Source organism: Microcoleus sp. AR_TQ3_B6, assembly GCF_036702785.1.
Lineage (GTDB): Bacteria > Cyanobacteriota > Cyanobacteriia > Cyanobacteriales > Microcoleaceae > Microcoleus.
This window is the reverse complement of the sequence record NZ_JAUBVJ010000100.1, coordinates 16,652-27,415: the sequence shown is the minus strand read 5'-3', so window position 1 is coordinate 27,415 and position 10,764 is coordinate 16,652. Positions and strand designations below refer to the sequence as shown.

The window sequence follows — 10,764 nt, the reverse complement described above, 5'->3', positions numbered from 1 at the left end:
GCTCAAAGTAAAACAGAAAGGGGAGGGCTGACGCCTCCCATGTCATTGCAATAAATGACTATAGTTTTACCAGCTATTGGTACTGGGAAAAGTCAGAAATGATGCTTCCATTTATTATGACAATACCTTCTTACTTCTTTCCCAACTATAATCTCTCAAAATCAAGCAAGTATGCACAGTCGAGAAATTCTCTCTTTGCTTGCCTTGCTCCCTACCGCCGATAGGCTAAAGCAAATCGATCGATCCCTGCTAAATCCGAAAATATCTGAACTTTGGCATAACTCCCGTGACTTTCGAGCATATCAGCTACCGCCTCAGCCTGTCCCGCCATCATCTCCACCAACCAAACTCCCCCGGATTCTAAATAATCGGGAGCCGTTTCTACCAAATGCCGGATGCACTCTAACCCGTCAAAACCGCCGTCTAAGGCCAGATGAGGTTCGTGCTTGAAAACTTCCGGTTGCAGAGTTAGCACCGTGCTGCTGGGGATGTAAGGGGGGTTAGAGACCATACCGCTGACTTGACCTTTGAGAAATGCTAACGGCTCCCACCACAAACCTTGATAAAAATTAATTCGCGATCCCAAACCCAAATTCTCAGCATTCAGTCGAGCAACTGCCAAAGCTTCCGAACTGCAATCTACTGCATAAACCCTAGCATTTGTCAACGCACAAGCCAAGCCGATCGCGATCGCCCCGCTGCCAGTCCCCAAATCCACCCAATGCGATTTTGGATTGACACCATAGCTTTTAACAGCTTCTACAGCCAAATCGATCAGCAATTCCGTTTCAGGGCGCGGAATTAGCACCGCCGGCGTTACTTTGAGCGCAAAATGCCGCCAATGTGCAACTCCCGTTAAATACTGCACCGGCACCCGTTCGTGCAAGCGCCGCTGCCACAATTGACCAAGTTCAGATAAAGACAGCTTTAATTCAATTTTTGGCAAATCTTTAAACGACTCCAAACGCAGAGCCAACCTATCCAAACCAGCCAGCTCTTGCAGCAGCCAGTCAATTTCTGCTAGGGGAATGTCAGAGGCTCTCGCCTGGGCCTTAGCTTGATTCACCCACTGCCAAAGCTCTAAACCAGAAACAAACATAGGACTTTTTAGTAACAGGTAATTGCTAACTACTAATTGGCAATTGGTAATTCTAATTGATAATTAGAATAGATAAATAGTAGGTTGAGTCCAGAAACCCAACCTACTAACTAAAGACTGATGACTGATGACTGATGAGCGATCGCTAACTATTAGCGAGCCGGTCGAGGTTGACTCGGAGTTGGAGCTGCAGAGCCAGGAGCCGGTGGAGTTTGATTCGGAGCAAGCTGTGGATTTTGCCCGGCGCCCGCAGGTTGGAGCGATCGCACAAATTCCAGCGACTCCCGCGACGGAATCAAAATCATTTGGCTCAAAAACGGGTCGTTCTCAGTGCGCAAAGCTTCCAAAACGCTCTCCAAGTTCACCACCTCAATCTTAATTGTGGTAGTCACGTTCGGCTGCTGCTGCTTAAAACGATCGACCATTCCCTGCAAATCCTCCTTGTTAAAAAACAAGGGAATCACCTCTTGCTGACCCCGCTGAATCGTCAAATAACCATTTTCCGCGCCGCCTCTGGCCAAAAACAGAGGTACACCGTTGAACTCGTTAACTTGTTGACCAGTCTGCTGAAGTACAGTTTTAGCCGACTGCACCTGCACCGGAGCCGGAACGAAAGCAAATTGCACCTCCTCCGGCTTGCCTTTATTTGCTTGAGAAATCTGATAAATTTCCCCCAGCGACACCGGCATCACGCGCACCGACGCCGCCAACTGAGGATTTTTGGTTTTGAGTTGATCGACAAAAGCTTGAGCATCTTTCTGGCTGATGAAAATTCCCGCCACCGAAGAATTACCAGTTTGACCCTGACCCTGCTTGGGAACAGAAGCGATCAGGGGCGCACCAGTCGCGTCTGTAATCGTAAATACCGGCACCGAGCGCAATTTTTCCAAAATTTGCGGCTCGGGCAGTGCCAGTGCAGACATCTTGCCAATTGGGGAGGGGCCCAGCAGAGTGCAGCCGACAATTCCCAATATTGCGCCCAAACGAACTAATGATTTCATGTTTTTTCCATCAGGAGCGATCCTGAAACACATTAACGCAAAGACTCGCGACTTAACACGATCGGCAAAAACTACCTCTGTTTTTATTTTGACCAAATGTTTTGACCAAATGTAAAAATCAGAGGCAGGTTGTGCCTCAATCTATTATTTAACATTGTGCGATCGGGATGACAGGATTTGAACCTGCGACATCCTGCTCCCAAAGCAGGCGCGCTACCAAGCTGCGCTACATCCCGGTGTCATAGTTAGCTGACCTATAACAATTAACCCACAAAACCCATCGCTTGTCAAGCTTTTTTTTATATTTAGCTCTGGACTTCGCTAAGGCGAGGTTTTTTTCAGGTTGTGCGGTTTAACCCCACGCCAAAATGGATACCGTGCCACGTACTCCTGTGGTGAGCTGCCCACAATTTTAGACCCTAGTTCAAGCTCCCAGATTCATTTGTGGAATAATATCAATTCTGGCAGTCAGGCCCGAATGAGATCAAATCCTTGCTTCAAGAGTCGGGCGTAAAGTTGAATCAAGCTCGCAACAAATAATTCGTGCAATTTTCAGTTTTTTGACCCGCCCGTCAATCGATTTTAGATTTTAGATTTTAGATTTTAGATTGACTTGCGCGAGATAAATGCTCTTTCTTGAGGATTTTCGAAAATCGATTTGGGATTGATTCCACGGATAAATCACGTGGCGGGTACCACCTTTGAAATTCGCTTGTCAACAGTCAATCGATTTGAGATTTGAGATTTGAGATTTTAGATTGAACTGGTTCCGAGATCGAGCCTCCCTATGCGATATCAGCGAGGAAGAGCCTCAATTGCGCAGGAAAATTGGAGGCACAGCCTCCTTTCTCTGCGTTATCAGGTAGAGCCTGGAAGTCAAACAACACAGTCAACTCTCAACAGTCAACAATCACGGACGGTGCAACCCGAATCGATATAAATCTCAAATCTCAAATAGTTCGACGGCTCGGGCGACTCGACGGCTCGGGTGACTCGACGGCTCGACGGCTGGCGCTGGCCCCCGTCTGGCCCCCGTCTCAAATCTCAAATCGACTGACAATACTTGCACAGATTCATAACTGCCCTGCAGCCGGGATACATCCTGTGCCTAACATACCGCAACGCACAGGTGCAGTCGGTGTTGGCAGCGTCGATATTGTATTGTATTTCCTCAACAAATCAACGCCGACCTGCACCTCTAGCCTAATCTGGATACCAAAACATACCTTTAATGCCCTCTGGATCGGACATAAAGCCCAAATTGCGGTAAAAATCCACCACCTGAGGGTCAGCAAATAAGGTAATGTTGCTGATATCTTCACTGCGGAGTTTTTTAATGATGTATTTCATCAGCGCCTTGCCCATGCCTTTGCCCTGGTAATCAGGATGAACTACCACATCCCAAAGCGTGGCATTAAAAGCATGGTCTGAAGTCGCTCTGGCGAAACCCACCAGCCGTCGCTGGCTGCCCCGCATCTCCCACATAGAGACGACTAGAAAGCTGTGCTGAATAGCTTTTTTGACTTTACGCAGGGGACGGCGGGACCAACCCACTGCATTACAAAGTTCTTCGAGTTCGTAGAGGTCAATGTCCCGATCGCAACTGAAAAAGATGCGAGCGTTGCCGCTGGCGGGTTTGCGAAACGTTGGGGAAAGCGGATCGCCTAACCCAACAGCCACATCTTCCTCAAATTCCGCTGTTTGGGGTACAGAGGCAGACTCAGAACTACTAAATAAGTTTTTCCAAAAACCCATGCAGGCGCGGTTAAGGTAGTAGAAGTTGGACGACGAGAAAGAGAACCCGACAGATAAACCCACTCCGAGCGGTGTGGGATGAATTGCCGGTAGCCTCTTGAGGAACAGTTTACGGTACACTCATCTTACGCCGAAAACACCGATTTGTCGTCCTACATTGAGTCTGCGCTTTTTTGATTCTCGTCAAGTTTGGTAGAACTGTTCTGCTAGCCAGTGCCCGGACAACCCGCTTTTAAGGTAAAATTTGTTGCCGAACCAGGACAGAGGCATTTTTGGCATTGCTTCTGTTGAGTGCCGCCGATCGCGCCGGAACTTATACCCTTGGTGGGAAATACCACTGGAATGGCGCAACGGTGACATTCGCGTGATACGTTCCACAACAGATTTGGCTTCTGCTTTTACTGAGGAGTACAACTTAATCCCGAAAAAATTAGTTAAACTTGTTCATAGTTAATCGCCAAAAGAGGTTTGTATGTTTTCTGTCAAATTAGCCCTCAAATTGAATAATAGAGAAGCAACCTTGATGGCAAAACACGCAGGATTTCGGCGGGTTGTCTTTAACATGGGATTGAGTCTTCGGACTCAAATGTACAGTGAAGGTAAGTTTTCGGACTCAAAAGTAATTGACGAAGTCAAAAAAGTCTTGACAAATCGCGTCAACAAACAACCTGAATTTGCTTGGATGAATCAACTATCCAGCCGAGTGTATCAAAACGCATTAATTGATTTAAAAGATGCGTTTAGCAGATATCGCTCAGGAAAATCTGGTCATCCCACATTTGCAAGTCGTCGAAATAAGCAATCGTTTACTGTAGATTCGTCCAACGGAAAAGTTGTACTCAGTGCTGGAAACACAATTAAAATTCCTACACTGGGGACATTTCGACTTCATGAACCACTGGAATGTAGTTTTGTCTCTGAAACCTTTACCTTATCAAAAGAAGGAAGCCATTGGTTTGTCTCTTTCTGTGTTGATGTAGAACGTTTGCCAATCCCGCAACTTCAAGATTCGATAGGAATCGATCTAGGGGTGAAAGTTTTTGCTACGTTGTCAAACAATCAAGTATTTGATGCGCCGAAACCGTTGAAGCGAGCGAAAACCAAGCTAGCAATATTACAACGTCAGGCCTCAAAACAAGTAAATGGTTCTAACAATCAGCGGAAAACCTACAATAAAATTAGTCGAATTCATTCACGAATATCCGCCCACCGCAAAGATTTCCTGCATAAGTTGACGACTTATTTGGCTAAGACTTTTAAGCTGATTAAGATTGAAGACTTGAATGTCTTGGGGATGATGGCTAACCATAAGCTGGCGGAAACTATATCCGACTTAGGATTTTACGAATTCCAGCGCCAACTGACTTACAAGTGTCAGATGTATGGAGCAAGAAGAGTGCTAATAGACCAATGGTTTCCTAGTTCTTTGACTTGCTCGAACTGTGGAAACAAAAAAGATATGCCACTGAATCTCAGAACTTATGATTGTCCTGTTTGTGGCCACTCAATTGACCGTGACTTAAACGCCAGTTTGAATATTTTAAACTGCGAACAACCCTCGGCTTGAGGGGGATAGCCTACTTATCTTGGGATGGCCGACCACCCAACAGCGTAGGAAGTAAACACTAATTACTCAAAGAATAACTTTGGGTAAGTCTAGATAAGTTTTATCGAGCAGATATACTAGGTATTTACTCTTCCATGCCTTATGGCGATGGGATTTTCGATTTGACGATTCGACTTAAGTTGTGCTCCTCTGCTCCCGCACCTTCCCCTCAATTATGGCTTCGGGTTTAAAACCATCTACACTAGAACTCCTCAAGCGCTTTAACCGAGCGTTTCCGCAGTTTTATGAGCAATTTGTCAGCAGCGAAATCCAGTTGCAAAACCTCAAATTAGCTTACCAGCTTTACAAAACTCGGCAAGCAGTCATCGAAATCCGAGCCGAAGGTAACAAAAGTGCCCTGCATTTTGCTTACCGGAACCAGTCTTTTCTATTGAGCGATATTTTTGGAGTGCTCGCGGCCTACGGACTCACGATTCACAGTCTGAGTCTGTACGGTCAAATTTACCCGCCCATGCTGGTATTTATCAAATTGGTCGTATCTCGCGGTGGCAAGGTACTGGCAGATAAAACAGCAGAAAACGTCTGTAGAGCAGTTCGAGAGGCCTTGGCGGGGCATTTTGAGGTTGAAGAGATGTTGGCGGTGGAATTTAATTTAGACGCGGGTTTGGAAGATGTGGCAACTGAATTCTACGTCGATCCGGTTTTCCACTTGCCAGCTCTGCTGATTGAAGCAGATAATCAACCTGGACTTTTTTACAAAGTTATGTATGCCATCTGGCAAGAGGATTTGTTGGTGGTAAATGCTAATTTGCTGGTTTGGCGGGGGCGAACTCGCCTGATTCTCTACTTGTTGGGGCCCAATGAAAGTTTAATTCCCGAGTATCTGGGGCAGAAAATCGCTGAGGGGGTGCGACAAAGATTGCTGGGCGAGCGGTTTTAGGACAAGCTGCCGATCCCTAAGTTTTCAGAAGTTTTCCAGTGACATGGGGTGAAAAGCTCGGCAAGATTGTTGGTACAAACGAGTGTAGATAGCGGTTATCATAAAAATGGGGTACGCCGACACGATCGTGTTTTCAAGCTTTTTAACTTTGATTGGCTACCTCATCTACCAAAGAACCGCCATAAGAGAAAAGATGTGCGAGATAAATACGGGAGTTTAAAAAGTGCAACTTTCGTTTAAGACCGAATTAAAACCTAATAATAAACAGGTGGCTCTATTCCGTCAACATTGTAGAGTAGCAATACACGCTTACAATTGGGCGAACGGGTTCATGCTGGAAGTAGTGGCGTTGCGAGCAATGGCTCAAACCGTAAAACTCCCTACTACTATCGATTTACAAAAACCTTTGGTAGCTGAAATTAAAAGTATTTACCCATGGTATTACAATAGTTATAAACCCTCACGGCACCCAGGATTAGGTAAGTTAAGTACAGCTTGGAGTAAATGCTTTAAGAAAGGGCTAAGACAGCATAAAATTAATAAAAGAGGACAAGCTAAGATTTTTTTATATAGAACCAGCTACAAAAGCTAAATCAGGAATTAGCTAGGATAGTAAGCGTATCAAGCTCCCTAAAATAGGTGGGTTTAGACTGTGCGAAACGTTACCCATTACAACCGCACACAATTGCGTAATTAGTCGCACCGCTGACTGATGGTTTATAGCGGTAATATACGAGATATAATCGACCATAGTTGAGGTAGGGCGCCTGCCTGTGGTCGTTAATATCGGTATTAAAGAACTCGGTGTTTGCTTTAACGGTCAAGTATTTGCTAACTCCAAAGCTGACCGACAAATGTGCAAAAACTTGAAGCGCTAACACCGGGCGTGATTCGTAAAGCCAGAGGTTATAACCGTACAAAGGTAGTAAATAAGCTCGCGAAACTACAGGTCTAAGTCGCAAATATCCGCAAAAATGCGCTCCATAAACTTACGTATTACCTAGCAAAAAAACAAGGGGAAGTAAAGATATAGCAATCCTAAATGATTTGCGTAATTATTGTAGGGGCAATCCCCCCGTGGTTGCCCCGATAGATAGGGGGTAGGCACGGGGGCACTACCCTACAAATTTATCTGAATGATTGAGGATTGCTATAGAGATTTTATGGCTTAAAAGATTTTTGAATCACAAGTTAGCGGGTGCAATAGCCGACTGTGAAATGTACAAATTTCTACGTCAAATAAAATACAACCCAGAAAATTTTTCATCTCAATTGACACAGAGAGACTGAGGGTTTCCTAGTTATCAAAACTTGTTGCGATCGTTGGGAAATTATCGCTACAAAATGCCCTTAAGAAATTGCGTTTATGTATGTCTAGATTGCGGTCAGACAGCAGATAGAGATTTGAATGCTGCAAAAAACATAGAACGCTGGTTTGAAGGAATATTTATTCCAGGGCGATCGGATAAAATGGCAAGCTATGCCAAGATTGCCTCTGAAGTGGACAAACATCTCGATCGTCAGCTTAAGACCGCCCTGAAGCAGGAAGTAAGCGGTAAATCGATAGAGTTGAGTCTTTTTGACCTACTTACATAGGTTTACATAGGTCTTAGAGAGCGGATAAGATAAAATTATGACAACAATCGACATTCTAGGGGTTCGGCACGCTTACGATTTGACGGCTGCGACTGCAACTTCCCCGGTTCTGGTATTTGTCCACGGCTGGCTGTTAAGCCGTCGCTACTGGCAACCTTTGACCGATCGCTTGGCACCAAACTATCAGTGCCTGACCTACGATTTGCGGGGGTTTGGCGATTCTCTATCCGACGGAGGCGGCTATACCGGGCCTAGAGCACCGCTAAATTCCTGCTACACTCCCGCAGCTTACGCGATCGATTTGGAAATTTTACTCGAAAAACTGGATATTTCTTGTGCTTGGCTGGTGGGACACTCTCTGGGCGGTACGATCGCTCTTTGGGCAGCCAGCAAATTGTCCGATCGCGTTAAAGGTGTCGTCTGCATCAATGCAGGCGGCGGCATCTATCTTAAGGAAGAATTCGAGCGGTTTCGAGCGGTCGGCAAGCAGCTAGTGACAATGCGTCCCGGCTGGCTGTCTCACTTGCCGTTAGCAGATTTCGTGTTTGCCCGCGATTCTGTAGCCCGCTCGATCGGTCGCTCCTGGGGACGGCAGCGCTTGAGAGATTTCGTGGCAGCTCATCCTGAGGCAGCTTTGGGGGCTTTGTTGGACTCGACCACAGAAGCCCAGATTCACCTCTTGCCACAAATTGTGTCTCAACTAAAGCAGCCTGTTTATTTTATTGCCGGCACTAAAGACAAAATTATGGAACCAAAATACGTGCTGCATTTGGCTAGCTTTCACTGGATGTTCCAAGGTGGCGGCGAGAATGTCCTTCGGCTACCCGATTGCGGCCATTTGGCAATGGTGGAACAGCCGGATGCAGTGGCTAGTTACCTGCAAAATATTCTGCAAGAACACTCTTAAAGGGCATTGGGTAAAGCGCGGCCGAGGAATGGGGCCTTGGGCAGAGCTCGGGTTCTCTGAAGCGAAGCTTCCCAAATAGAAAGTTACAAGTTAAAAGTTAAAACATTTTTCCCTGTTCATTCCCTTAACATCGATCCGTAAAATCCCGTACACAATCCGTAAAATCCCGTACACAATCCGTTGCTGAACTCACCGAAGCCTAAATCTGTTATCTTAAATAAATAACTCTGCCCGATCGCCCTTAAGGACAGAGCTTCTGACTCGATAGTGGCAAATTGTCTGAATACTAATTCTGCTTAAATATCTGTGCGCGTTAACCTCACCGATCGGCAACAACACATCCTTTGGGCAACGGTTCGCCACTACATAGCTACAGCGGAACCCGTTGGCTCAAAAGCTTTGGCTGACGAATTCAACCTCAGCGTCAGCCCAGCTACAATTCGCAATGCGATGGGGACTCTAGAAAAAGCTGGACTCCTCTATCAGCCCCACACTTCGGCAGGACGAGTCCCTTCTGACTCCGGCTACCGAATTTACGTAGACCAGTTGATTCAGCCGTCTGATACGCTGGCCCGCAAGGTTGAACAGGTACTAGACCAGCTCAATTGGTCCGATGGTCGCATGGACGCAGCACTCCGCGGCGCTGCTCAAATCCTGGCAACTATCAGCGGTTACATAGCCATGATCACCCTACCGCAAACCAATATGGCTTGCTTGCGGCACTTGCAACTGGTGCAGCTAGAGCCGGGAAAGGTGATGCTGATTGTGGTGACGGATGCCTACGAAACTCAGTCGGTTTTGGTGCAGTTGCCGAGGGACGCAGAAGGTAATACACCTGATGTCGAAATCGTCGATAGCCAATTGCAGATTTTGTCGAATTTTTTGAACACTAAGTTGCGGGGACGATCGCTCTCGGAACTCTCGACTGTAGACTGGAGCGAGTTAGACCGGGACTTTGAACTGTACGCTGAGTGGATGGGAACGATGCTGAGTGCTTTGAGCAGCCGCCAAAGCAATCCAACCTACACGCGGATTCTGATCGGCGGTTTGGCAGAAGCGCTGCGCTTGCCTGAGTTTTCGCAGTTGCAGCAAGTTCAAACCCTGGTGCAACTGCTCGAACAAGAGCAAGAACTGCTTTGGCCTTTGATTTTTGAATCGCCTGAGTTGGACACCCCCGGGAAGCGGGTAACGGTGCGTATTGGTTCGGAAAATTCTTTAGAACCAATTCGTGGCTGTACTCTGATTTCTTCGACTTACCGCCGGGGATCGGTGCCGGTGGGTAGTGTAGGGGTTTTGGGGCCGACGCGGATGGTTTACGAAAATGCGATCGCGGTGGTGGAAGCTGCGGCGGATTATTTGTCAGAAGCTATTGGCGGAAATCGAGTTAGTTTTCCTGATGGCGATCGAGGGCGATCGGATAATCCGTTGTTAGAGGCACCCTAATTTGATAGCCCCAAGCTTAACTGGCTTGGGGTTTTATTATCTGTGGACGCACTCGCAACTTTTATAAACCTCGTTTTGTGAGAAAAAACCTAGGTTTTTATACTCTTTTTGGGGCAAGAAAGTAAAGCATCGCGCTTGAGGAGAGAGTTTCGTAAACAACCCGGTTTCTGCGTCCATGAGAGGCTGGGAAATTGGCAGGAGTTGCGGGCGATCGACTTGGAGGGGATCGGGGAAAGAGATGGCGATGGCAAACGATCGCGCCTTCACAGAAAGTGGTCGATAGATCGCCAGTCGAACCGCGGGTTTAACTGCCCAACCGATGATTTTTGGTGCTTGCCTAGGTGCGCGACCAACTCTAGGGATCGCGGCTCGAAAAATGAATTGAGGAGGCTTGCGCGACGATCGCGCGGCACCCGAAGCCAGCAAAATGTCAAAATATTAAGACATTTTAGAGAG

11 protein-coding genes, 1 tRNA gene and 1 pseudogene are annotated in these 10,764 nt (G+C 46.7%); 8 read left to right on the top strand and 5 right to left on the bottom strand.

Annotated features, from left to right (window positions below):
• Positions 1-211 precede the first annotated feature (211 nt).
• The 4 genes from prmC to QUB56_RS31380 form a co-directional block, all read right to left on the bottom strand.
• Entirely contained in the window at positions 212-1,099 is an 888-nt protein-coding gene (gene prmC / locus QUB56_RS31395; RefSeq protein ID WP_332960257.1) for a peptide chain release factor N(5)-glutamine methyltransferase, read from the bottom strand.
• 152 nt (positions 1,100-1,251) lie between these two features.
• The gene (locus QUB56_RS31390; RefSeq protein ID WP_332960256.1) at positions 1,252-2,100 is read right to left on the bottom strand and encodes a Tic22 family protein; all 849 of its coding nucleotides are present in this window, start codon (positions 2,098-2,100) and stop codon (positions 1,252-1,254) included.
• A 162-nt stretch (positions 2,101-2,262) separates the two neighbouring features.
• Positions 2,263-2,336 (bottom strand) — tRNA-Pro (locus tag QUB56_RS31385).
• Between the two features lie 967 nt (positions 2,337-3,303).
• Complete coding sequence (locus QUB56_RS31380) at positions 3,304-3,855, bottom strand: GNAT family N-acetyltransferase (protein WP_006631880.1); 552 nt, start codon at positions 3,853-3,855, stop codon at positions 3,304-3,306.
• A gap of 247 nt (positions 3,856-4,102) precedes the next feature.
• Between QUB56_RS31380 and QUB56_RS31375 the strand changes: the two genes are divergently transcribed.
• The 8 genes and pseudogenes from QUB56_RS31375 (at position 4,103) to hrcA (ending at position 10,308) form a co-directional block, all read left to right on the top strand.
• Positions 4,103-4,309: a hypothetical protein gene (locus tag QUB56_RS31375; RefSeq protein ID WP_332960255.1), complete on the top strand. Its 207-nt coding sequence runs from the start codon at positions 4,103-4,105 to the stop codon at positions 4,307-4,309.
• 18 nt (positions 4,310-4,327) lie between these two features.
• Positions 4,328-5,422: an RNA-guided endonuclease TnpB family protein gene (locus QUB56_RS31370; protein ID WP_332960254.1), complete on the top strand. Its 1,095-nt coding sequence runs from the start codon at positions 4,328-4,330 to the stop codon at positions 5,420-5,422.
• A 214-nt stretch (positions 5,423-5,636) separates the two neighbouring features.
• Positions 5,637-6,362 carry a hypothetical protein gene (locus QUB56_RS31365; RefSeq protein WP_006631881.1) on the top strand — a complete coding sequence of 242 codons (726 nt, stop codon included), beginning with the start codon at positions 5,637-5,639 and terminating at the stop codon, positions 6,360-6,362.
• Positions 6,363-6,585: 223 nt separating this feature from the next.
• Positions 6,586-6,672: pseudogene (locus QUB56_RS37465) on the top strand (hypothetical protein); the annotation flags it as partial.
• A 21-nt stretch (positions 6,673-6,693) separates the two neighbouring features.
• Entirely contained in the window at positions 6,694-6,954 is a 261-nt protein-coding gene (locus QUB56_RS31360) for a hypothetical protein (protein WP_332960253.1), read from the top strand.
• Between the two features lie 752 nt (positions 6,955-7,706).
• A complete protein-coding gene (locus QUB56_RS31355; RefSeq protein WP_332960252.1) occupies positions 7,707-7,958 on the top strand; it encodes a hypothetical protein in 252 nt (83 codons plus the stop codon).
• Between the two features lie 37 nt (positions 7,959-7,995).
• A complete protein-coding gene (locus QUB56_RS31350) occupies positions 7,996-8,865 on the top strand; it encodes an alpha/beta hydrolase (RefSeq protein WP_332960251.1) in 870 nt (289 codons plus the stop codon).
• A 300-nt stretch (positions 8,866-9,165) separates the two neighbouring features.
• Positions 9,166-10,308 carry a heat-inducible transcriptional repressor HrcA gene (gene hrcA, locus QUB56_RS31345; protein WP_445243421.1) on the top strand — a complete coding sequence of 381 codons (1,143 nt, stop codon included), beginning with the start codon at positions 9,166-9,168 and terminating at the stop codon, positions 10,306-10,308.
• A gap of 36 nt (positions 10,309-10,344) precedes the next feature.
• Here the strand turns inward: hrcA and QUB56_RS31340 are convergent, their stop codons facing one another.
• Positions 10,345-10,734, bottom strand: coding sequence for a hypothetical protein (locus tag QUB56_RS31340; protein WP_332960249.1), 390 nt, complete (start codon positions 10,732-10,734; stop codon positions 10,345-10,347).
• Positions 10,735-10,764: the final 30 nt, after the last annotated feature.

Coding starts and splice junctions, on each gene's coding strand:
- prmC (WP_332960257.1), bottom strand. CDS start 1,099: ATGTTTGTTTCTGGTTTAGAGCTTTGGCAGTGGGTGAATCAAGCTAAG.
- QUB56_RS31390 (WP_332960256.1), bottom strand. CDS start 2,100: ATGAAATCATTAGTTCGTTTGGGCGCAATATTGGGAATTGTCGGCTGC.
- QUB56_RS31380 (WP_006631880.1), bottom strand. CDS start 3,855: ATGGGTTTTTGGAAAAACTTATTTAGTAGTTCTGAGTCTGCCTCTGTA.
- QUB56_RS31370 (WP_332960254.1), top strand. CDS start 4,328: ATGTTTTCTGTCAAATTAGCCCTCAAATTGAATAATAGAGAAGCAACC.
- QUB56_RS31365 (WP_006631881.1), top strand. CDS start 5,637: ATGGCTTCGGGTTTAAAACCATCTACACTAGAACTCCTCAAGCGCTTT.
- QUB56_RS31360 (WP_332960253.1), top strand. CDS start 6,694: ATGCTGGAAGTAGTGGCGTTGCGAGCAATGGCTCAAACCGTAAAACTC.
- QUB56_RS31355 (WP_332960252.1), top strand. CDS start 7,707: ATGCCCTTAAGAAATTGCGTTTATGTATGTCTAGATTGCGGTCAGACA.
- QUB56_RS31350 (WP_332960251.1), top strand. CDS start 7,996: ATGACAACAATCGACATTCTAGGGGTTCGGCACGCTTACGATTTGACG.